The sequence below is a fragment of the Crocinitomicaceae bacterium genome (genome assembly GCA_016708105.1).
Lineage (GTDB): Bacteria > Bacteroidota > Bacteroidia > Flavobacteriales_D > Crocinitomicaceae > JADJGJ01.
The window spans coordinates 1,414,364-1,438,671 of sequence record JADJGJ010000001.1 but is presented as its reverse complement, the minus strand read 5'-3'; the positions used below and the strand labels follow the sequence as shown (position 1 = coordinate 1,438,671).

Annotated in this window: 20 protein-coding genes and 1 pseudogene; 11 read left to right on the top strand and 10 right to left on the bottom strand. The window is 37.4% G+C overall.

What is annotated here, in order from left to right; genetic code table 11:
* Positions 1-40 precede the first annotated feature (40 nt).
* From IPH66_06195 to IPH66_06155, 9 genes and pseudogenes are all read left to right on the top strand, one after another.
* Complete coding sequence (locus IPH66_06195; protein MBK7128943.1) at positions 41-979, top strand: T9SS type A sorting domain-containing protein; 939 nt, start codon at positions 41-43, stop codon at positions 977-979.
* Between the two features lie 9 nt (positions 980-988).
* Positions 989-4,000: a gliding motility-associated C-terminal domain-containing protein gene (locus IPH66_06190; protein MBK7128942.1), complete on the top strand. Its 3,012-nt coding sequence runs from the start codon at positions 989-991 to the stop codon at positions 3,998-4,000.
* Positions 4,001-4,298: 298 nt separating this feature from the next.
* Complete coding sequence (locus IPH66_06185) at positions 4,299-5,537, top strand: Fic family protein (protein MBK7128941.1); 1,239 nt, start codon at positions 4,299-4,301, stop codon at positions 5,535-5,537.
* Between the two features lie 500 nt (positions 5,538-6,037).
* Positions 6,038-6,415 (top strand): hypothetical protein, encoded by a 378-nt coding sequence (locus IPH66_06180; protein ID MBK7128940.1) that lies wholly within the window; start codon positions 6,038-6,040, stop codon positions 6,413-6,415.
* Positions 6,416-6,503: 88 nt separating this feature from the next.
* A pseudogene (locus tag IPH66_06175) lies at positions 6,504-7,698 on the top strand (IS256 family transposase).
* 60 nt (positions 7,699-7,758) lie between these two features.
* The gene (locus IPH66_06170; GenBank protein ID MBK7128939.1) at positions 7,759-8,031 is read left to right on the top strand and encodes a hypothetical protein; all 273 of its coding nucleotides are present in this window, start codon (positions 7,759-7,761) and stop codon (positions 8,029-8,031) included.
* A gap of 193 nt (positions 8,032-8,224) precedes the next feature.
* Positions 8,225-8,620 (top strand): hypothetical protein, encoded by a 396-nt coding sequence (locus tag IPH66_06165; GenBank protein MBK7128938.1) that lies wholly within the window; start codon positions 8,225-8,227, stop codon positions 8,618-8,620.
* Between the two features lie 530 nt (positions 8,621-9,150).
* Entirely contained in the window at positions 9,151-9,471 is a 321-nt protein-coding gene (locus IPH66_06160) for a hypothetical protein (protein MBK7128937.1), read from the top strand.
* Entirely contained in the window at positions 9,411-10,109 is a 699-nt protein-coding gene (locus tag IPH66_06155) for a transposase (GenBank protein ID MBK7128936.1), read from the top strand. Before IPH66_06160 ends, IPH66_06155 begins: the two co-directional genes overlap by 61 nt.
* Positions 10,110-10,382: 273 nt before the next feature.
* On the opposite strand, the gene IPH66_06150 is transcribed toward IPH66_06155, so the two are convergent.
* The 3 genes from IPH66_06150 to rlmB all read right to left on the bottom strand — a co-directional run bounded on the left by IPH66_06150 (position 10,383) and on the right by rlmB (position 13,970).
* Positions 10,383-11,090, bottom strand: a complete 708-nt coding sequence (locus IPH66_06150) for a hypothetical protein (GenBank protein ID MBK7128935.1) — start codon at positions 11,088-11,090, stop codon at positions 10,383-10,385.
* 89 nt (positions 11,091-11,179) lie between these two features.
* Positions 11,180-13,138 (bottom strand): glycosyltransferase family 39 protein, encoded by a 1,959-nt coding sequence (locus IPH66_06145; protein ID MBK7128934.1) that lies wholly within the window; start codon positions 13,136-13,138, stop codon positions 11,180-11,182.
* Positions 13,131-13,970 carry a 23S rRNA (guanosine(2251)-2'-O)-methyltransferase RlmB gene (gene rlmB, locus IPH66_06140; protein MBK7128933.1) on the bottom strand — a complete coding sequence of 280 codons (840 nt, stop codon included), beginning with the start codon at positions 13,968-13,970 and terminating at the stop codon, positions 13,131-13,133. Before rlmB ends, IPH66_06145 begins: the two co-directional genes overlap by 8 nt.
* Before the next feature lie 217 nt (positions 13,971-14,187).
* Here rlmB and rho point away from each other — a divergent pair, with 217 nt between their 5' ends.
* Positions 14,188-15,915 carry a transcription termination factor Rho gene (gene rho, locus IPH66_06135; GenBank protein MBK7128932.1) on the top strand — a complete coding sequence of 576 codons (1,728 nt, stop codon included), beginning with the start codon at positions 14,188-14,190 and terminating at the stop codon, positions 15,913-15,915.
* Between the two features lie 480 nt (positions 15,916-16,395).
* Here rho and IPH66_06130 read toward each other — a convergent pair whose 3' ends face one another.
* From IPH66_06130 to trxB, 6 genes are all read right to left on the bottom strand, one after another.
* The gene (locus IPH66_06130; protein ID MBK7128931.1) at positions 16,396-17,115 is read right to left on the bottom strand and encodes a methyltransferase; all 720 of its coding nucleotides are present in this window, start codon (positions 17,113-17,115) and stop codon (positions 16,396-16,398) included.
* A complete protein-coding gene (gene rimM / locus IPH66_06125; protein ID MBK7128930.1) occupies positions 17,112-17,651 on the bottom strand; it encodes a 16S rRNA processing protein RimM in 540 nt (179 codons plus the stop codon). The genes IPH66_06130 and rimM overlap by 4 nt, the downstream gene beginning before the upstream one ends.
* 9 nt (positions 17,652-17,660) lie before the next feature.
* Positions 17,661-18,212 carry a 30S ribosomal protein S16 gene (locus IPH66_06120; protein ID MBK7128929.1) on the bottom strand — a complete coding sequence of 184 codons (552 nt, stop codon included), beginning with the start codon at positions 18,210-18,212 and terminating at the stop codon, positions 17,661-17,663.
* Positions 18,213-18,351: 139 nt separating this feature from the next.
* Entirely contained in the window at positions 18,352-19,788 is a 1,437-nt protein-coding gene (locus tag IPH66_06115) for a transporter substrate-binding domain-containing protein (GenBank protein ID MBK7128928.1), read from the bottom strand.
* 9 nt (positions 19,789-19,797) lie between these two features.
* Positions 19,798-20,406: a DUF479 domain-containing protein gene (locus IPH66_06110; protein MBK7128927.1), complete on the bottom strand. Its 609-nt coding sequence runs from the start codon at positions 20,404-20,406 to the stop codon at positions 19,798-19,800.
* Positions 20,407-20,457: 51 nt separating this feature from the next.
* The gene (gene trxB / locus IPH66_06105) at positions 20,458-21,411 is read right to left on the bottom strand and encodes a thioredoxin-disulfide reductase (protein ID MBK7128926.1); all 954 of its coding nucleotides are present in this window, start codon (positions 21,409-21,411) and stop codon (positions 20,458-20,460) included.
* A 267-nt stretch (positions 21,412-21,678) separates the two neighbouring features.
* Here trxB and IPH66_06100 point away from each other — a divergent pair, with 267 nt between their 5' ends.
* Positions 21,679-23,202: a DEAD/DEAH box helicase family protein gene (locus IPH66_06100; GenBank protein ID MBK7128925.1), complete on the top strand. Its 1,524-nt coding sequence runs from the start codon at positions 21,679-21,681 to the stop codon at positions 23,200-23,202.
* A gap of 15 nt (positions 23,203-23,217) precedes the next feature.
* Here the strand turns inward: IPH66_06100 and IPH66_06095 are convergent, their stop codons facing one another.
* Complete coding sequence (locus IPH66_06095) at positions 23,218-24,087, bottom strand: T9SS type A sorting domain-containing protein (protein ID MBK7128924.1); 870 nt, start codon at positions 24,085-24,087, stop codon at positions 23,218-23,220.
* Positions 24,088-24,308 lie beyond the last annotated feature (221 nt).

Sequence of the window (24,308 nt, the reverse complement as noted above, 5' to 3'; positions counted from 1 at the left end):
TTTAAATTTTTTTTATCGGACAGTAGTGATTCCAAAACATATGAAAAAAATTATTTTACTTAGTTCCCTTTCTGTTTATTTTTCTTTGACTTTTAGTCAGGATTTGAATCTTGGTTTGGTTGGGTACTATCCTTTTGATGGGAATGCTAATGACAATAGTACAACGGCGTTGAATGGAGTTGTCAACGGAGCTTCACTGGCAACGGGTTTAGGTGGTGAAACTAACGGTGCATACTCATTTGACGGAGTGAATGATTACATTTCACTCGGAACTTCAAACAGAGGAATCACCGATGTTATTACTATTAGTTTCTGGGCAAAAACATCCAGTCTTGCAGATCAGTATCCAATTTCAAAATATACCTATACTGAAGATGCCGGTTATTTTACAGTATTCAATAATGGTTACGCAGGAACTGCAGGAAGAGATGGATCCGGCTCGTTTGTTTTTACAGACTACAGCGACACTTATATAGCCGATAACCAGTGGCATCACATAATATCAGTTGTTTATGAAAACACATGGGAAATATGGGTAGACTGTCAACTTGAAAAAACTATCACCACCGGAACGTCTAATCCAGCAATAGATAATTCTCAAGATTTAATTTTAGGCAAATGGGGATTAGAAAATTCAAACTTTTATACCGGAGAGCTGGATGAAGTTAGAATATATAATAGGGTATTAACCATTCAGGAAATGGAGTTACTTTGCAATTACGATCAGTATAACACTCTTGCTGAAGATTCAAAAGACGAGTTCACTATCTACCCAAATCCTGCTACACAGTTTGTCAATATTGAACTTGATGACTGCTCTATGAGTATCATTGATGAAGCTGGTAAAGTTGTTTTTAATTGTTCCATTGAATTAAAAAGTTTAATTACTCTTGATATCTCATCATGGGAAAGAGGTGTTTACTTTATCCAGTTTATTACCACCGAAGGTATCGAGACTAAAAAACTCATTATCCAATAAGCTAAGGCTGTGAACAAACGGTACTTTCTATTATCGGTACTTTGTTTTTTTATTGGGTCTACTTGGAGTCAACTAGAAAATCACGTTTGGCATTTTGGAAATCACACGCGTGGTATTCAATTTAATTTAACCACTAACACACCTTTTATAACCAATACTTCATACACACCTTATGTTTATGGCTGTGGCTCTAGCATTGTTGATCCATCAAATGGAGATTTATTATTTTATTCAGATGGGCAAAATGTGATTGATGCCACGCATGCAGTGATGCCAAACGGCAATGGTCTTAATGGAGCACCAGCAACCTTTTCAAGTGGAGCTGCTTGCAAAATACCCGGTGATTGTAATTCTTGGTATGTTTTTACAATCACAACTCAAACAGAATATTGGCCTACACCAGTTCTTGGTAACTTATACTACTCTGTTGTTGATATGAACCTGGTTGGTAATGGAATGGTTGGTTCGCCATTGGGAGATGTGGCTCCAGGTCAAAAAAATATTCTACTTGCAACTGATGTGAGTGAAGGAATAGAAATTATTCCAAAAGCAAATTCTCACGATTATTATTTGTTAGTCGGTAAAAACAATTCAGCCTCTCTTGATGTTTACGAAATTACTTCATCAGGTATTACCTTTCAGGCTAATTATCCACTTGGAATTCCCTACACTGAATTCTGTCGCATTCGATTTTCAACTGCAAATAACAAAATAGGAATTTGTTCACTTGCAGAAAATGAACCTGTGGTAGTTGCAGATTTCGACCCGGCAACAGGGGTTTGTTCAGCATTTACCAATGTTCCAGGTACACCAATAGGCTCTTCAACTAGCCACTTTGGCGGGGTATTAGATGTTGAGTTTTCAGCTGACGGATCTAAATTGTATATTTCTAAATTCAGAGGAATAACGCCAAGCAACGGTGGTTCCTTACACCAATATGATCTAAATACGCCGCTTGTGCCGGTTACTTTGATTCATAATGTCAGCACAAGTTCATCTATTAATGCAAAAGGAATTCAACGCGGGCCAGATGGAAAAATATATTGGATTGCCATGGCAGGTTCAAGTTCATTATCGAATGTCAGCGTTATTAATGATGCGAATTTACCGGGGGCAAGTTGCAACTTTGTTTTAAATGCCTTACCAATTGGTGTCAATGTTGGGTCCGGCTGGAATCTATTTCCTTACACATACCACTTCTCCAACACCCTCCCCCAAATACCTGATACGCTTATCAACTTCTTTTGTGGTTACCCTTCAAGTTTCACCATTGATCCATTGGCAGGATTTTCGGATGCTGAGGGTGATAACTTATCGTATTCAATTACCGGAATGACCGGTGCAACGTGTAGTATCAGTGCTGGGATTTTGACTATCACTCCTGATCCTTTGTACAGCGGTAATCCACAAATTGAAATTATTTATGAAGATGATTTTTGTTATCCGTTATCTGATACTTTGTTGATCACCATGACCTCTTCAGGTGGATCAGGAACTCTCAGTATGCCTGATTCTTTATCTGAATGCGCAGGTAATCCAATTGTTTTGGATGCGGGTAGCGGATATCCGAATTATTCCTGGTCAACAGGTGAAAGCACGCAAACAATCACAGTCAACACCACTGGCTGGTATAGTGTATCAATAAATACGGGAGGGTGTATTCTTGCAGATTCTACTTACGTCGTTTTCGGTTCCCCTACTCCATTTTCTCTTGGTGCTGATCAAACTCTTTGTGCTGATAGTTTGTTACTTAATCCGGGTGCATTTGTAGGAACGCTCACGTGGTCTGACGGTTCAATTGGTCTGACAAATTGGATTACTGCGTCAGGACAATATTCAGCCATAGGTGAAAATGCCGCAGGATGTTTAAGTTATGATACCGTAAACATTTCTTTAATGCCTCTTCCAAATATTGATTTGGGTGCAGACCAACAGGCTTGCGAGGGAGATACCATTGTTTTGAGTGCAGGTTTTTTTCCGTCTATACTATGGAACACCGGGGCAACGACAAGCAGTATAGATGTTACCTCATCAGGGAATTATTCTGTAACGGTGACAAACTCTTCCGGCTGTCAGCAAAACGACAATGTAGATGTTTTCTTCAATATTCCTTTGCAATTAAATTTAGGACCTGATATAAATATTTGTGCTAACGAAGCTGTTCTCAGTTCGTCCGGATATTCAGGAACAGTTAACTGGAACACCGGAGAAATCGGATCCGCAATTAATGTTACTAATTCTGGTCAGTACATTGCTAATGGAATTGATTTGAACGGTTGCTTTGATGCTGATACCATCGATGTTTTTCTCGCTCCTATTCCAGTTATTGATCTTGGTGATGATACTGCTGCCTGCCCAGGAGAATTTGTTCTCACCGCTAATGGATTTTCAAATGTTTTGTGGAGCAATGGATCAAATGCTGATACGCTGGTTGTGTTGGATGCAGGAACATACAGCGTTGAAGTCACAAATAATTATGGATGTCAGGCGTTTGATCAAATTCAAATTAGCTTTTTAAATCCAATGCAAATTTCTCTAGGACCAGATATTGAAACATGTATGGACAATCAAGTCCTCCTACACACCGGTGTACAGGCCGGCCAATTCCATTGGTCAACAAACCAATATTCACCGGCAATTAATGTTACTGAAACAGGTTTGTATTCTGTGCAACAAACATTGTGTGGAACAACTTATACTGATTCAATTCAAGTGACATTTTCTGGTCTTGATCAGGTTATTTATATTCCGAATGCGTTCACACCCGATGGCAATTTATTGAACAATGAATTTGAAGTAGTATTTGGTGATTACACGCATTTAGTCAACTATGAAATTTTTATTTTCAACCGGTGGGGACAAGTGCTTTTCCATTCCCATGATCCTTATGAAAAGTGGGACGGTATCTACAACGGCACCTTGGTGCAAGATGGCGTTTATGTTTATTTCATCAAACTTGAATCTGATTGTTTTGAGAATCCCTACATCACGCTGCGTGGACATGTTACGGTGTTGAAATAGGTGTTGCTGTTTGACACTTCAAGGCCGATATCGTATCGGTATTCCATTGCTTAATTCTGATTGCATCGTTGAGTCTTTCTTGCAGATTTCTTTTAATGATTCTAATACTACTGACGCCCATGCAGTAAGGCATGAAAATATATCCGGAATATTTCATATTTTTACATCACTTATAACATTTGGAAATTTTTTCCGTAAAATGTCTTTATAAAACTAGTTATCAAGAATTAAACCACCGGAATAACCACCGGAATAACAACCGGAATAACAACCGGAATATTTAACATATTTTTTCTTTATGGCACCAGAATACGAATTATACAAAACTCCTAACGCTATGGAACCATTAATTCCTTCAGACGATTCAAAAGTTTTAGAGAATCTGGCAATTGAGTTAATAGAAAAAGCATCTAAGTTATCAGGAACATTAAACCCAATAACCCAATCAGCAATTGGAGATTTTTTAAGACCGATGAATAGTTATTACTCTAATCTGATAGAAGGTCATGACACCCATCCCATTGATATAGAAAAAGCACTTAATAAAGAGTTTTCAGACGATAAAGAAAAACGTAACCGACAAATCGAGGCGAAAGCTCATATACACGTACACACATTAATAACCAAAGGGATCGAAAAATTTCCATCTGCAAAATCTCCATATTCTTCAATATACCTAAAAGATATACATAGGATGTTTTACGAGCAACTGCCTGAGGATATGAAAAAAGCCAAATCAGAAACCGGAACATTTTCAGAAGTCATACCGGGTGAATTTAGAAAACTTGAAGTGAAAGTAGGTCGTCATATCGGACCCGATTCAACGCAACTACCTTTTTTCATGAATAGATTTGAAGAAGTCTATTCACCAATAAATAATTCAAATCAATCCAAAGTGAGAAGAATTATTTCAATAGCGGCGTCCCACCACAGACTTGCTTGGATACACCCTTTTCTTGATGGCAATGGTCGCGTGGTGAGGTTATTTTCAGATGCTAGCTTCATGTATGAGAATTTGGATGCGTCCGGCTTATGGTCAATTTCAAGAGGACTAGCCAGATCCAATTCAGACTACAAAGCACATCTTTCAAATGCAGATTTAACACGATACAACGATTATGACGGAAGAGGTAATCTTTCCAATAAAATGCTGGTCAGATTTTGCGAATATTTTCTTCGCACTGCCATTGATCAGATTGACTATATGTATGAAGTGATTGATGTTTCTAATATGCTCAAACGAATTGAAAAATATTCAGACATCATGATTCTCAGAAATAAGATAAGACCTCAAGCCAAGTATATTTTGACAGATGTATTTTTAAAGGGAAAGATAACGAAATCTGAAGCCTTGAGAATTACAGGATCATCAGACAAAACACTTAAATTAATAGTAGATCCTTTATTTGAAATGGGGCTTTTAAAGTATGTAAAGGAAGGTAAAGAAGTCATATACTTTGTCCGTTATCCAATCTCGTATTCCCCAATACTATTTCCGGGATTATACCCAAAAGATAAAGAAATAGATATGATGTAATTATAGCTCCTGATGACACCGGCACGGAGTTGACAGCTTAGATCTATTCATTCCTTTCCCATGATCCTTATGAAAAGTGGGACGGTATCTACAACGGCACCTTGGTGCAAGATGGCGTTTATGTCTATTACATCAAACTTGAATCTGATTGTTTTGAGAATCCCTACATCACGCTGCGTGGACATGTTACAGTGTTGAAATAGGAACTAAACGAAAATTTCACAACTTACTACATTTATAAAGAATGATTAGTTCTACCATGATGCCGGATGTACTGAAAAGACTCTTGGAGTTCAGCCTCATGAAAAGATCATCAATAATTAAAATGGAGAAAATAGAAAATTCACTTCGGGAATAAAGTCTTGAATATTTCTCTCATTACTTTTCTTTGGCGCAAGATTAAGAATCTTTAATAAACGCCGGACCAATTGGCGCCATTCATGAAGACATTTTTTATAATTGCACGAATTCAAGATGAAAAATTTTAATACATTTAAAACATGAGGATTCCAATTTTAAATTATTTGGTGGTTGCGTCAATGATGCTCACTTTGACTTTATTCACTTCTTGCAATAATAATTCTGGCGCTACAGATTCTGTTATCCCTGAAAATTCACGTGAGCCAGAAAAGGAAGAAACAAGCACTTATCCTCTGTTTGAAGCAAACGAAGATGTTGCCAGATATAATAATTCAAAAGTTCCTGAATTTGAATCTTATGATTATGAAAATTTGTTTGCCTATTCTTTTCCGGTAAAACCTGAATTTGAAATATCAGAGAGCTCAGGACCAAAAAATTTCTATGCATCTGAATTGTACGAGGGCACTATCTATACCTTAAAAATTTCTGACTATGGTAGCATCTCAAAAAGTGTGTAAGGCCAAAAGTTATTCTGAAATTTTTTGACCTTTAACAGTCAAAAAAAATTTCGGAAATAACTTTTTGGGTGGCTTTAACACATAATGTATGAAAAAAGAGGAATTATTAACTAAAGAATTTTTAAAGCAGTTCAAGACAGGAGATGCCTTGAATAGTTTTATTGAAGAGCTTCAGAAACGAGGCATAGAACAGTTATTAGAAGGTGAAATGGATGCTCACCTTGGTTATGAAAAACATGAAAGATCCGATGGTAAAAATGCCAGAAACGGTCACATAACCAAGCGACTCAAAACCAAAGAAGGCGAAATGGAGGTAAAAGTGCCACGCGATCGCCAGTCAGAATTTAACCCTATTCTGGTTCCAAAACGCAAGAGCATGGTTGAGGGTGTAGAGAATATTATTGTCTCAATGTATGCCAAAGGAATGTCCGTGAGCGATATTGAAGAACAGATTCGAGAGCTCTACAATTTTGATGTGTCAACATCTACAATATCTCGCATTACCGAGCGTGTATTGAGCGATGTGAGTGCCTTAGCAAAATCGTGCTCTTGATCCGGTCTATCTCGTAGTTTGGATGGATGGTATTGTTTTCAAGGTTCGAGAAAACTCAAGAGTGGTTGAAAAAACAGTTTACATTGCTATTGGACTTAGTATTGATGGTAAAAAGGAGGTGCTTGGAATGTGGCTTGGAAAAAATGAATCTGCTGCCTTTTGGATGTCCGTACTGACTGACTTGAAAGCCAGAGGCGTAAGAGATATACTCATCACAGCTACCGATAATCTCAAGGGATTTACAGAAACTATCCATGCTATTTTCCCGAATCAACAAAACAAATCTGCGTGGTACACCAAATACGAAACTCTTGCAAGTACGTTTCCTACAAAGACAGGAAAGAGTTCTCAGCTGATATGAAACATATTTACAATGCTCCAAACCGTGATGCTGCCGCTATCGCTCTAGATGACCTTGAAAAAATGGGGCGGTAAATACGGTTATGCTATTAAAAGTTGGCGCGCCAACTGGGAGGGAACTAACTGCGTTTCTTGACTTCCCGGTTGAAATCAGAAAAATTATTTATACAACCAATGTTATTGAAAATCTGAACGGAAAAATCAGAAAGTACACTAAAAATAAACTATCATACCCGACAGACGATGCCGTAATCAAATCCGTTTTTTAGCAATAAGAGAAGCAACAAAACGATGGACCATGCCCATCAGAAGTTGGGGTGAAATATTAAATCAATTTATGATTATTTTTGGAGAAAGAATTAAACCGTAGCCGGAACTACTTACACACTTTTAGGGATACTGTCCTGACTATACAAATACGGATGATCAAGTGGATGATTTTTTCCTTTACAACATCTGCCATACATCTGAATATGAATTGTTAGGTGCTAATGATATTACCAAGGCTGAATTCATGAATGAGCATGGCGTACACGGCCATCATTCAAGCTATACCTATTCTCTTGAGAGCGAAACTTACTGTGAAGATTTGATCACCATGTCAGTTGGACAAGTGGTAATTTATTATAAGGTTATGTCACGACCAAAGTTTGAAGCAAAAACCAAACTTGAATACATCGTCAACTCAGTAAAAAAAAAATAATCCTTGGATCTTTTCTCAGATCAATTTAACATTTTTCTTGTAGGCGATTACACTATAAATTCTAAATAATAATCACCACAACAACGTCAACAAATCATCTCCGCAACTGACTTTTCACTAAACGGATATGACATTTCACTTACCTCTTTTTTTGACCTTTTTTCTGGTTTACATTTGATAAAAAATCAAGTGTATGAAAACTATTTTTTCGATAATTATTCTGCTTAGCTCACTTAGCTATTCAGGTCTTGCATTGAGTCAAGAGAAATGTGTATGTCCGGATTGTAATGGTGAGGGCATGGTTGATGAACCTTTTGCACGTCCGTGTAATTTTTGTACCGGAGGGTATAACACATGCAATACGTGTCACGGTGATGGGCAAGAAGCTTGCTATCGTTGCAATGAAACCGGAACAGCAGACATAACCTGCAGGGCATGTAATGGTGCAGGCAAAATAAATGAAGACACTTGTGCAACATGCGGAGGTGATGGTCTTGAAGGTATTTCATGCATCAACTGTTCAGGCAAAGGATGGAACCATTGTCACAGTTGTAATGGTGAAGGAAGATTTATTTGCAATATGTCCTGACTTGTCCCCACCAAATTTAGTGCGGAGCTAACTCCCTCATAATCAAACGAGGTGTTTTAAAAAAGGCTAAATTTACCGCACTAATGCTGATTTTTGAATGAAAATAAGGGTTGTAAAAACGGCCTCTATGGCAAGGGCTGTTCAAGTAGTTCGTTACGAGAATAACAAGAGGAAAGTAATACAACACATGGGTTCTGCACATACAGCGGATGAATTTGTTGAGTTAATGAAAATGGCAGAGGAGTGGATAAAAAATTCCACGATGCAAACTTCAATTTTCCGGATGAAAATCCCAACAAATTGTTGCATCTTAATCACAGCACTTTTGTTGGCATCAAATACCATTTTTTTTACAAACAAATTAGAGCGATACAAGACACTCTTAAACTAAATGATTTTCCCTCGTTGTTAAATGATTTGGTTACCATTAGAATATTTGAACCGGCATCCAAACTTCGTTCCTTAGAGTTGATCAAACTGTTCTTTGGTATCAGCCATAGTCGCAAGACATATTACAAGATTGCCCCAGAGTGCATCAACTTGAAGAAAAAGTAGAAAAAAAAGTTGTTGACTTCGCTAGAAGGTATTACTCATTCAACTATGACATTCTGTTTTATGATGTAACCACACTTTATTTTGAGACATTTAAAGAAGATGAGTTGCGAATGAATGGCTTTTCAAAAGACAACAAATCTCAACAGCCTCAGATACTCATTGCGCTGATGGTGAGTAAAGAGGGTTTTCCCGTGTCGTATGAAGTGTTTTCGGGTAATACTTTGAAGGTCACACAATCATCCCGGTTATTAATGATTTTATTAAAAGAAATGGTGTACAAAACTTCACCGTTGTAGCAGATGCTGCAATGATCAGTTCAGAAAATGTACAACAATTAATCCAGAACAACATCAACTACATCGTGGGGGCAAGACTCGCAAACGTCTCCGCAACTATGCTCGACACCATTGACAAAAATATCAACAGAGAAAACGGAAAAAGCATACGCATTAAAACCGATAATGGATATTTGATTTGCAGTTATTCAGATGTCAGATACCGTAAGGATAAGCATGAAATGGAAAAACAAATAGACAAAGCAAAACAAGTTATTGCAAAGCCGTCAAAAACTAAAAAATTAAAATTCACCCAAACAAAAAATCAGCAAATTGAACTCAATGAAATTCTAATTGAGAAAACTCGCAAACTTCTAGGGATAAAAGGATATTATACGAACATTGAAGAATCAACGGCTGACGACAAAACAATAATAGAGCGCTACCATGAACTTTATAAAATTGAACAAGCCTTCAGAATATCAAAAAACGACCTACAAACAAGACCAATTTTTCATTTTAAGGAAGATCCCATCAAACTTCATATGCTCATTTGTTTTATTGCATTAGTGATATCAAAACACATAGAACTAAAAACAGGTATCTCAATAAGAAAATTTATAGACGAGTCAAAAAAATCGTTGATGGAGAAATATTGAATCTGATCACGCAAAAAACTGTAACTATAAAGGCAAACCCATCTCAGAAAATGACGGAGCTTATTGCAAAATTAAATCTACCGCACTAAAAGGGACAAGTCAGGAGTTGTAATGGTGAAGGAAGATTTATTTGCAATATGTGTGGTGGTGCAGGTGAAAAAGTATGGCGCAATGCTTGCCCTCGATGCAGTGGAACCGGACAAGTTGAATGTGAAGATTAGTAAACTATTCTTTTGCAGAATTGGGTATTGAAATTACTTGATGAATAAGAAATTATTCTTCATCACCGCTGCGTGCTTTGATAAGTTCATCACGGGTAATTAAACCCAGTGCAACAAAAAATGCTGCCTTACCTTTCAAAAGCCAAGCAAATCCGAAAGCAAAGAGCGCAATTGCTTCAAAAATAAATACGGTATTTCCACCGGTCATTTCTAGTGCGAACAAAATTGCAAGTGTCAGAATTGAAAGAATAGTTGTATAACCAAATGTTCGATATGCTCTGCGGCGGCGAATGTGATAAACATCTTGGCTACGGCCCATTGTAAATTTATGTGCTGACATGATACCGAGTAAAATTAGAAATCCTCCCGCTGAAATTAAATGGATCACTGACAGATAATTTTTATGGTGCGAATTTGGAGTACACATCAAACTGCAATCATGCAGCGTTGGAATTAATGCAACCACTATTGCCAAAACACCGGCAAGTGAAGTAACCGTATCATCACGCACCCAAAAACTTCCATCAGGATACCCTTTGTAACTCATCAGCAATAAGCCAAATGAGGTAAGAACACCGGTGAAAATTACACTTGCATAACTATAGTTGTAATGACTGATTGAACGCAACCAAACCTCATAATCACTTCCGGTAAGCGAATTTACATACCCGTGAAAAATTGGTAAAATAACCGGCAGTAACATGCCAAGCGTTCCAATTAACAAGCGTACTCTGCGATAATTATTTTGTGTTTTAGCCATCTTGTTTTTTCTTGCTAATTTATTATTTTTCAATCAACAAAGCAGAAAATTGACAAATCAGATTTTTTAAAGATCAGATTTTTGATTCGTCATTGATGTAAATGATCTGACCACACATCTTCAACCAAAACAATTTTGAATTTAAATATCTTGATCTCCTTTCCATTTCTGTTCCAAAGAGAAAATTTCAATTCATCATCTGGCTCAATAAAAATAGGTAAGTTGAACGCAAAGTATGATTTTCCAATGCCTGTAACTGAATCTTGAGTAGATAAAATCATTTCTTCCAAATCATATCCTAACCACCAGTTTTCATTCTGATGTTGCACAAATTGCCCGTTACGCATGGCAGATATTCCAATGGTTAATTGGGCATCATCCGGAATTGCAGCTTCAATTTCTACTTTGATATATGACACCATATTTTGATTCATTTCATTTTTTCTGATGACAAAATCCGGTCCGTACATATTATCAGCATTAAGCTTATATATTAGGCTTTTTGTGATAGAATCAGTTTTCAAGAAGTTCATTTTATAGGTCCATTTGTCTTGTCCACCGGACTCGAATAAAAATTCTGAAATCAGCTTTTTCCCAGGTTGAGTTAGTTCATTTGATCTTTCCAATTGGTCATTTCTTTTCATGAGAAAAACGGCTGAATTTTCATAGTGAAATGATTCAATAATCAGCGGGTAAAATTCTTGTACAATTTCAAAAATCTGCGGTAGCGTGAGTCGTTCTGAGTAACCCACAACGCAGTACGGCTCATCACGTAATGCCAAATCACGTCTCACTTGCGGAGCATCTGAAAACTCAATTAGGTTACGTTCAAAATAAACGCTGTCACCAAATTGAGTAGCATAAAAATTCATGTAATCAGGATTACTCAAATTGTACACCGCATAAATATTTTCATCACCATATTTTTTATTCCATTCAACTAAATGCTTTGCCGTTTCACGATATCCCATGTGCCGAGTATCAAATAATTTCTGCTCAGCGAGCGATGAAAAAAGTATCAGCAAACCCATGGCTGAAGCAAAATAGATTGTCCCTTTTAATCTTGACAACAAGGCAGAAATCATGAGCAGTAGAAAAGGAAAAACAAAAATGAGAACCGGAATTTTAAGTACCGGCGTTACTAAATATGAAATGAGATAGCCTCCCAAAACCACACCAAAAAAGAAATAGGCAGATAACCAATAATATTTTGCCGAAATCTTTTCTGTCTGTTCACTAAAGAAAAAAGAAATGAGAATAAGTATCAATACCCCCAATAAAATCAACAGTGATTGATTAAATGCGTAGAATATAAAATCAAAAATAAATAAAGGATCAGGTTCACCTAACCACCCTAATCCGCCAACCGAAAGATGATGCAATGTAATAGGTACATGCGGAATGTATAATACAATAGCAAGCAGGGTTGCAAGCAAATAATTTTTCCAATTAGTTCTATTAAAAAAAACAAAGCCGCTAACACCAATCACAATCAACGTATAGAAGAGAAAGTAGTGCGTATACAAACCGGCTGCAAAACAAAAACCTAGAGCAAACGTGAATTTGATTTTCTCTTTTTTAGTAAGACTAGTGAATAAAATTTTATTGTAAAACCAAACAACTAGCAAAGTAATCAGGAGTCCAGGTGAATAAGGCCGAGCCAATTCAGATTGGATGATGGGAAAGTAGAGAAATCCTAAAAAAATTGCTGCAAAAATTCCGGTAGTACGATTGAACCAGTTTTTACCAATTAAAAAAATCATCCAAACTGACAGCGTTCCAAAAAGCACAAAAGGGAATCGAAGTGCCAATTCAGAAGTTCCAAAAAGCGATGACCATATTTTTTCAAAAACCTGAACACCGGCAGGATGCATATCACCCGTTTTCACGCCCTGATCAATCAATTCACTGAATGTATCATAACGCAACCGGTTGATTGCGCTTAGTTCATCATTGGTGTACGAATGGGTAATTGAAACAGTGAAGCGCAGAGCAAAACTGATGATCAGAATCAACCCGATGTCAATATTTCTTTTCAGTTCATGCATTCATTCGCTGCCGTGCAATTTCATAGAGAAAAATTCCGGCTGAAACTGAAACGTTGAATGAAGAGATGGAACCGGTCATGGGAATTTTAGCCTTGATATCCGCATCACTGAGCAAACGCATTGAAACTCCATCTTCTTCAGAACCTAAAATTACAGCGGTTGGCAAAGTCATGTCCAAATCAAAAACTAAACGATCAGTTTTTTCAGTTGCGGCTACAACTTGTACTCCACTCTCTTTCAAAAAATGAACAACAGAAGATAAATCAGCCACCTTACACACCGGAATTTTATTTAATGCCCCGGCAGAAGTTTTAATGGCATCAGCAGTCACTGATACGCTATCTTTTGTAGGTATTACAATGGCATGTACACCGGTGCATTCAGCTGTACGCGCAATGGCTCCAAAATTTCTGACATCCGTTAAGCGGTCTAAAATGAGAATATTTGCCATCTCCCCTTTTTCAAGCAGACGTGTTACAATTTCTTCAATATTATAATAAGACACCGGAGAGACTTGTGCGATAACCCCCTGGTGATTTTGTTGTGTCATGCGATCCAACTTTTCAACCGGCACAAATTGCAGCGCATATTTTTTATTTGCTAACTCTTCTTTCAATTCATAAAAGAGTTCTTTATTCATCCCTTTCTGAATGAAGATACGATTGATAGGTCGTTCAGCACGAACAGCTTCAATCACCGCACGTACGCCATAAATAATATCGTCATATTCTTCTCTATCAAACTTTTTTCTTTGATTAAATGGTTTGCCGTGTTGTTTGAATGGTCGTCCTCCACGACGTTCATTGCGTGATGATTCTTGTTTATGATCCATAGTTCAAAGGTAGTGAAGTTCAATGAATATCATTGCTATACCTTATAAACTCATACTGAGCCCACATGAAATTGTTCACAAATTAAGCATGTAATTTTTGAGATTAAAATATTATTAGTAATATTGCACTGTATTCGTTTTGGTGCTACAGTTCTTGCGCCTCGTAATCACAAACACTTTTAGTTATCGATCATCACAATTTATCTTACCATTTTTTATGACAGATTTTTCCGAGCTGAACTCGAAAAAACTACCCGAGTTACGGGCTATTGCTGATACATTAGGAATTTCAGGCACAGAAAACATGAAAAAAAATGAACTCATTTCGGCTATTACCGGTGAGCCCATTCAACCTGATTCAGAATCATCTTCTGACGACAAACCAAAACGTAAACGTCTTACAAATCAAGACAAAGCAGAAAAGAAACAAGAGGATTTATTCACAGAAAATTCTTCTGAAGCTGAGAAAAAAACTGAGCAGAAAAATTTTGAAAATCGTCCTAAAAGACCACAGGATGATCGTCCAAAAAAACAATTTCAAAAAGATAAGCCAAAACCGCCTGTTGATTTACCGGCAGAATTTGCAGCAGATGATAGTGATGACATGACTGATCCGGTTATTCCGGTTGAACCTGATGATTTACCTTCAGTAAGCGTTGCAACTATTGATGATGATTTGCCTAGCGTGAGTCAACCTGAAGCGAGTGAACCTCAAACCGGTGGTGGTGAACAACAAAAACAAGGATACCAGAAACCGCATCACCAGCATCAACATCAACACCAGCACAAACCAAAACAAACTCAAGAAGATTTTTACGGATATAATTTTGATGGTCTTGTTATTAGTGAAGGTGTATTAGACCTAATGCAAGATGGTTACGGATTTTTACGTTCATCTGATTATAACTATTTACCTTCACCTGATGATATTTACGTATCACAAAGTCAGATTAAATTATTCGGTCTGAAACGTGGAGATACAGTGCGTGGTGCAATTCGTCCGCCAAAAGAAGGAGAAAAATATTTTCCACTCATTCGGGTTGACATTATCAACGGACGTGAACCTTCTTATGTACGTGATCGCGTTCCGTTTGAATACCTCACCCCGTTATTCCCTGACGAAAAATTTAAAATCACCGGACATAAAAATGAATCTCTTTCAACCCGCGTGATGGATTTATTTGCCCCAATTGGAAAAGGTCAACGCGGAATGATTGTGGCACAACCAAAAACAGGTAAAACCGTTTTATTAAAAGATGTTGCAAACGCCATTGCCGCTAATCACCCTGAAGTGTACCTCATTGTACTACTCATTGATGAACGACCTGAAGAGGTAACTGATATGGCCCGCTCAGTAAATGCTGAAGTGGTAGCATCAACTTTTGATGAGCCTGCTGAAAAACACGTAAAACTTGCCAATATTGTGCTTGAAAAAGCAAAACGTTTAGTTGAATGTGGGCATGACGTAGTGATTCTGTTAGATTCAATCACCCGTTTGGCTCGTGCTTACAACACGGTTCAACCTGCATCAGGTAAAGTACTTTCAGGTGGTGTTGATGCCAATGCATTACACAAACCAAAAAGATTTTTTGGTGCCGCACGTAAAATTGAAAACGGTGGTTCGCTTACTATTCTCGCAACAGCACTCACAGAAACTGGTTCAAAAATGGATGAGGTTATTTTTGAAGAGTTCAAAGGAACAGGTAATATGGAATTGCAGTTAGATCGTAAAATTTCTAACCGACGCATTTATCCCGCCATTGATATCCTGGCTTCAGGTACTCGCCGTGAAGATTTGTTGATGTCTAAAGATGCCTTGCAAAGAATTTGGATCCTCCGCAAATATCTTGCTGATATGAACCCTGTTGAAGCCATGGAATTCATTAAAGAACGCATGGAACGTACTCTCAGCAATGAAGAGTTTTTGATTTCTATGAATGATTAAATCTGAAATTCATTTTTGAGTGAGAATAAAAAAATTCGAATTGCTCGGAAATTGAGAATTTTGTGTTTATCGATTTAATAGTTGGTTTATTTTTCCAGCCTTCTGCCCATTTTAGATTATTTCCAATGGCTATTAGATATTTACTCGGCGCTTTAATAATTAGTTCTCAAATTATTAAGTTTCTATTGAATAGGAGTATTTACAAAGAAATTCATCCAAAAGAAGACATTAGAATTAGGCCATCTACTTTTGCCGACAACTTTAAAAGTTACGAGCATCAAGCAAAAATTCAACAGGGTAATCTCTATTTTCTGATTTTTAATTTTATTCCATTTTGGATAAAATTTCCCAGAACTCTGAAGGGCAGGGTAAAATGTTTTATTGTGCTTCTCCTCTCAGTGATTCAAATTTTAAGTTTTGTTATTGGCACCTCTTCCGCTGTGACAAATCCAATTTGAGCTAATCAGAAAAACGCTGCTTTCATTTCTCCTTCTCCAAATCCTTCCAATAAAAATCACGCGTAAGTGCAATATACGGCGCCGAATATTTGTTGTTGCTATGCTTAACAATCATTTCAGAAAACAAGCAAGAGTCATCAGTGTGCGAAAATTGAATCAAAGTTCTGACAATAGTTCCATCATCTTTTTTAGTGCGCATAATTTTTTTTGGAAAGAGATGTTGAAGGGCAGCTTGTTGAAGATGATTTTTTTCCGTGTCAGAAGGAATAATCACATACATACATCCCACTTCACTCAAGTGCGATGCAGCACAGCGGTATAAGGTTTCTACGGATAATTCCGTAGTGTGTCGCACTTTTGTTTTTTTCTCGTTCGCATTAGGCGTTGAATTTTCAAAATAAGGAGGATTGCAAATAATCAAATCAAATTTTTTTTCTGATTGAAATGTCTGCAAGGATAGTTCAATTGCGGTTAAGCGATTTTGAAAAGGTGAGTTAGAAAAATTAATTCGCGCTTCATGACATTGATCTGCATCAGGTTCAATGGCTATGATTTCAGCCTGTTGATTTTTTTGCGCCATCATGAGTGCAAGAATCCCGGTGCCGGTTCCAATATCAAGCACACAATGAAAAACTCCGCTAACCCATGCCCCTAGCAATACCGAGTCGGTACCAACTTTGTGTTGATTGACATGTTGTTCAACCGTAAATTGCTTAAATCTAAAGGGAGGTTTGGTTTTCATTCTTCTTCTCCTAAATACAAATCAACCAATCCGGGCGGTGTATCGAGAAAAAGAATTTTTTCTTTGCGATCAACTTTATGTATAAAATCAGGTTGATTCGGTATGAGAATTTCTTGTCCGTTAAAATCAATTTCGAGAATAGGATTGCCGGACACGAGCAAAACAGATTTAATAAATCCAATATTTCCATGTTGTGAATCCACCACTTCAAAGCCAACTACTTCGTCAGCATGCAAGCGTTTTACATCAACAGATGGCATCACTTCAAGCGGCATGTAGAGACTACAGCCAATAAATTTTTTCACTTTATCTTCGGTTGAATAATCTTCAAAACGGATGACGGCAGTACCATCACGGCGAATTTCAATTTTCTCCAAAAAAAAAGGAATCAGCTTTTGGTTGTATTCAACAAAAACTGATTCCAATGTATCGTATTCGTGTGGATTGTCTGTATCTAGAAAAATGCTCAGCTCACCTTTGAAACCATGAAGTTTGGCAATATGCCCAAGGCGATAGCAGCTTTCTTTTTCAAACATGCCTGATTTCTATGCTTCAGCGCTGTTTTCTTCAGCAGCAGGAGTTTCAGCTGCAGGTGCTTCAGTAGCTGGTGCCTCTTCAGCAGCTGGTGCTTCAGTTACAGGAACTACTTTTGCAGCAATTTTAGCAGCTTTAGCAGCATTTTTTTCTTGTTCGTCAGCAATCATTTTTTCATACGCTGATTTTTTTGCAGCCGCAAGATTTTCTGATTTGCCGGTGATTTTAGAAGTTTTATCGTTCACCCATGCTTCAAATTTTTTGTCAGCAGCTTCTTGAGTCAACGCTCCTTTAGTAACGCCTTTGTTCAGGTGATTGCGATACAATACCCCTTTGTAAGAAAGGATAGCACGCATGGTGTTTGTCATTTCAGCACCGGTTGTTAACCAATGAAGAGCACGTTCAAACTGCAAATCAATTGTTGCAGGATTTGTGTTTGGATTGTAAGTACCAATTTTTTCAATAAACTTACCGTCGCGTGGTGAGCGAGAATCTGCAATAACAATGTGATAGAATGCAGATGCTTTTTTTCCGTGTCTTTGTAATCTGATTTTTGTTGCCATTTGTGATTATAAATTGGAGTCCGAAACTCCGGTTAATAATTTATTTTTTCCCTTGCAAGCCGAAACCTATTTCCGGTTCAGGGACGGCAAAGGTAGTGATAGAATTTGAATGAACAAGCCTGAACTAGTTTTTTTTATCCTACCTGGCCAATGGAAGGCTTGCTGCATCAGGGAATGCCGCCTTATACTCTTCATATCGCTGCCGTACCTCAATGATGTATTCATACGTCTCAACTCCCCGACAGTAGCCGTTTTTAACCACTTCATCACGATAATAATGTGGCTTTGATAAATTCAGCATCATCTCGTTGACATGACCTGTCCATACATTTTTATCTTTCCCGTATTTTTCACACAATGCCCTTGCATCATCAATATGCGCCCGACCTGAATTGAAAGTTGCCAGGGTGAAATTCAAACATTCCAAACTGTCAGCAATTTCAGTGGCCCATTCATGATAATTTTTATCTAATTTTTGCAAGGCGGCTTTGATTTGCGCTTCAGGCGGAGATGATTTGCTGATACCATATTGTTCCGCAGTTCCGGGCATAAAGCCGAACAAACCAAAAGCACCTGCCCAACTCTCTTTCCAGGTCTCAAATTTTGATTCTTGATACATGATGGCTGCCAGCAAGCGCCAATCCCAGCCATAAATTGCACATTCACGTTTTAAAATTTCATCATAGGGAGATAATTGCCCGTCATTGAGCGATGAAAATTCTTGATTGGCTTTTGCCGATAAATTTTTTCGCTCGTAATATTTTCGGTTTATTTCACCTCTGGTTGAGCGGTTTTCATCTGCCACTAACCAAGCATTGAGGGTATCCAATAAATTGTGTGATGATTTTCTGAGAACAAACGCAATCTCTTCTTCATAGCTAAGCGGTAAACTGATATCAAGGTTTGGATAAAAATGTAAATCTATTTGTGCAATATTTTCATCTGCAATGGTGTAATCAATTTCACCGGTGCTCACCTGGCGAATTAATTCTTCGGTGATCAAATCTCCATCCGTACCAACTATATTCAATTGTAGTTGATAAGCTTGATTTAACATATGTACTTGTCTGTAGTACGATGAATTTTTCCAGACATGAATTGTTTTTCCCTTGAGTTGTTCAATATCCGTGATCAACGAATCTTGAATTTCATCGTCTTTCATGTTTTTATAATTCTGCGGTTTGCGTTGAATCAATACCATTCTAGTGATCAAATGCGGAACACTGAAGCTTACCAATTCATTGCGATGCGGCCTGATGGCAAGATTTGCAGCAATGATATCACCCTCACATTGATTCAGCAAATGAATCATGGTATCAAGGTCATGCACCATTTTTACTTGTAAACGAATATTTCTGTCTTTGGCAAATTCATAGAGTAATTCATACTCGTACCCCATGTTTCGTCCGCGATAAACAAAATAGGAAGCCGGGCTGTTTTCAGCAAGTATGGTTAAAACACTGTCCTCCTCTATCTCTTTCCAGTCACGCTGACAATGCGGAATTGGTTCAGCTTTTTTCTGATCAGAACACGTGATTAAAAAACAGGATATGAATATGAAAAGAAATAACCTCACTGAGGTAAGTTACGGATTTATCCCTTTCATGGAAAGAATAAAATTTTCTGTTTTCACGGTAATCTCTTCCATAAACGATTTGAAACAAGTATCAAAGTGTTTTTGGTGCTGGTAATATAAGTCTAAGGAATGAGGCAGATTATTCTCGAAACCTATTCTCTTTGAATATTGTACCATAACTCTTTTCATGCCTGCCTCAATTGGATAATCTAAAAACCAGCTATAATCTTTCATGACAGCGTAAAAATATCTGAATTCAATATCTAATTGATCAAAATCTGCCTCAACCCGTTCATATATCTGATTAATAAATTGCAGGTAAGGCGTGTCATGATACTGTATCCAATTAGCTGCGATATAGTGATCAAGCAATAAATCAATTCCTATATAAGAGACGCGCTGCACTTCATTGTTTTGTAGAAAGTGTGCAATTTCTCTAATGTGCTTTGAATTGTCGGTAGTGTCATCAATGAATCTATGCAACCTGACACCGTCCATGATGTGTTTTGGCACATCAACAAAATTATCCAAATTGCCCTTATAAAAATCACCTCCGAAATTTCCGGTGATTAATTCAAGATGATTCTTACAAAGCAAACAATGTCCTAGAAAATTCATGAAGCGAAATTAGACGAAAAGTATAGAAATATAATCCGTAATTCTACGTAATTAATGAATTCCTTTAGCGGCAAGATATCTTTCAGCATCCAGCGCTGCCATACAACCTGTACCGGCGGCTGTAATTGCTTGACGGTAGGTTCTGTCAGCGGCATCACCACATACAAAAACGCCTTCAACATTCGTGCGAGATGAACCCGGAACATTTTTGATATAACCTGTTTCATCTAAAGAAATAAAATCTTTAAATACATCGGTGTTAGGTTTGTGTCCAATTGCAATAAACACGCCTGTTGCAGCCACTTCATGTTTGTCACCTGATTTATTGTTTTTGATACGCACTCCGGTTACAACATTGCCATCACCAAGTACCTCATCTATTTCTGAGTTCATGAGCAAATCAATTTTGCTGTTAGATCTCACACGATTTTCCATAATCACCGAGGCGCGGAATTTATCAGTGCGTACCAACATGGTTACTTTGGTACAAATATTTGCAAGGTAGGTAGCTTCTTCACAAGCTGAATCTCCGGCACCAACAATTACAACATCTTGTCCACGATAGAAAAATCCGTCACAAACAGCACAGGCTGAAACCCCACCACCATTTTTCAAATAATGTTGTTCTGATGGTAAGCCCAGGTATTTAGCTGAAGCGCCGGTAGCAATTATTACGGTGTCCGCATGAATTTCTTTAGTATTATCTACCCATACTTTGTGAACGGGTCCGGTAAAATCAACTTTTGTTACCCAACCACTTCTAATATCTGTATTAAAACGGCGAGCCTGTTGCTCTAATTGAATCATCATTTCAGGTCCGGTAACACCATCAGGATATCCGGGAAAATTTTCCACTTCGTTGGTTGTGGTAAGTTGACCACCGGGTTGTAATCCCTGATATAATACCGGATTCATGCTTGCGCGCGCGGTGTAAATGGCTGCTGTATATCCTGCAGGGCCTGATCCTATGATCAGACAACGAACGTGTTCAATTGCTTCTGACATTTTTCTTGATTTTTTAAATTCTGCTGTAAAGATAATCTGATTGAATACTTCTTATCCTATTTCAGGCATGATTAAATTTTATTGCTCAATTGGATTTCTTTATGAGACTTTAGTCACCGTAAATTTTCGCCGTATTTAACGCAGCAGATACTGAGTTGGATGATCACAATAATCAAATCATTTTGCAGAATTTAAAAAGTTTAGGCAAGTTTATGATGTAAATCAATTTAAAGGTGGTATTTTTGCAAAAATTTAGCGGTACCATCCATGATTGACGAAAGTCTTTTTAGTAGAAAAGAACTCTATCCATTTCAGGAAAAAGTAGTCAATCAAATAATTGATGAAATTACCACCAACGGTCAGAATTTCAATTTACTTTTTCAGTTACCAACCGGTGGCGGAAAAACAGTTATTTTCTCTAACATAGCGAAAAAATATCTTGAAAAAACCGGAAAGAAAGTTCTCATCCTTACTCACCGTATTGAGCTGTGCGTGCAAACGTCCAAACAACTTAACGCATTGGGCATTGCTAACAAAGTTGTGAACAGCGTAGTTAAATTATTGGAAGATCAGAATGAATATCAATCATTCACCGCTATGGTTGAAACCTTGAATAACCGTTTGCAAGAGAAGAAAGATTTTGTAAAACAAATTGGTTTGGTGATTGTTGACGAAGCGCACAACAACTCTTTCAGAAAAATTTTTCAGTATTTTAAAGATGTAAATATTCTAGGGGTTACGGCTACACCATTAAGTTCAAACCGGGCACTACCACTAAAAGATAATTATGACAAACTGATTGTGGGTGAAAGCATCAAATCACTTATTGAAGGTGGATATCTTTCTAACGCTGACACCTATACCTATGATGTAAATCTTCACGGTTTAAAAATTGGTGTAAATGGCGATTTCACCGTTAGCTCATCTGATAAATTATACAGCAATTATTTTATGCAAGAGAAACTTCTTTTTGCGTATGAAGAAATTTCTGTGGGTACAAAAACACTGATTTTTAATAGCGGAATTGAATCATCACGTTCAGTTTACGAGTTGTTTAAAAAACATAAATACCCCATTCGTCATCTGGATTCTACTTTCAGTGAAACTGATCGGAAAGATATTTTGGAGTGGTTTAAGCACACACCCGGGTCAGTGCTAACATCTGTTGGAATTTTGACAACCGGTTTTGATGAGCCTACTGTTGAAACCATCATTCTTAACCGCGCTACTCGATCACTGACTCTTTACCATCAAATGATTGGACGCGGTTCACGCAAACTTGTCAATAAAAATAATTTCACCGTTATAGATTTAGGGAATAATGTAAGACGTTTTGGTTATTGGCAAGATTATATTGACTGGTATGATGCCTTCAATTTCCCTGATCGTTTTCTGGAATCAAAACTCAGTGAAGAGGATGATGTGATGTTTGAAGCAGAATATGAATTGCCACGCAACCTGAAAGACAAGCTCAAAGACCCCACAAAACTTGAATTATTTTCCATGCGAGATGTTTATCTTGACTTAATTGCCCAAGGAAAAAAAGGAAAAGATGCGGTAGATGTTTCAATGGAAAATCACTTTGAAGTAATAGCTGAAAATTCAGGAGACATGTACGATGCCTTGATGCTACAGCAAGATTTACAAGAGGATGTTGAACGCAGACTTAAACATTATACCCGTTGCATCACCAAAACTACAGATGCATATCTTGACTGGTTAAAAGAAACCTATAACAGACAATTGAGTCAACGCATCAGAGCTGAGTTGAATGAAGAGGTTGAAGAATAAAGTGCAGAGATAAATTTATCTGATCACAATTTTTTCGGTAGTGATCACACCCTGATTTTGAATGGTAATGAAATAGATACCCGGAGCATAATCAGCTACATTCAATTGTGTATTCCCTTTACCGTTCAAAATTACTTCACCAGCCAAGTTGATCAATTTAAAACTGGCATCTTCAGCTATTTGAACATTGAGCATTTCACTTGCAGGATTTGGAAATATTTCAATGGTAACTTCTTCTTCATCAATTTCTAATGCACCTTCAGTAATGAAATCAAAAGATGATCTCGGACAAATTTTTGATTCTCCAAACAAGAAATAACGAACGCCCGTGATGGTATAAATATAATTTGCACTTGGAGTATACAAATAAATACCATCATCAATTACGCAATTACCTGAACCGTCATTAACTAAAAACTGACCAAACCCTTGATCAGGATTAGTGCAAGTAGCATGATCAACACGCACCAGCACACTTTCATAACACTCCATTGAAGCGCTGTCAGTGCTCACAACCACCGGTGAAGGCAATGGATTACCACTGCTAATAATATTCATGGTGGTTAAACTATCTATTGAAGTATTGCTGTAATATTCTTTCAACTTTCCGGTTACTTCTACACTATCACCAACGGTAACATCAAAGGTGTTGTCAAGAATGTAGATACCGCGCCATGGACCAGTGCCGTCTTGAATGAAAAATGTACCTTCTGCTCCGGAGGTGAAAACCCCTGTTACTATTCCTCGTGTGGTGACAATATTGCCTGTTAAGTGTGAGTCTCCAGAAGAAAGATGGCTGAATTGAATATCGTAAATGCTTGCAGTTTGAGCTTGTATTAAAAGACCGGTTGCAGCTGTAAGTAAGATGGTAAGAGTAGTTTTCATAGCCAGCAGGTTTAATTGTTATGTATGCATAATATTACTAAAAATCTCTCATTCTGGCAAGCGAATTACGTAAAATTCGACCAGAAATATCAACACGGTTATTCACAATTTTCAAACTTCACCCGTAATAACCGATTAAGAGGCACTATTTGTTGACTAAAAATATCCGACACGAAATCATAAAAAAATCAGACCAAAACGACAAGCGCTTAACTTTGCAG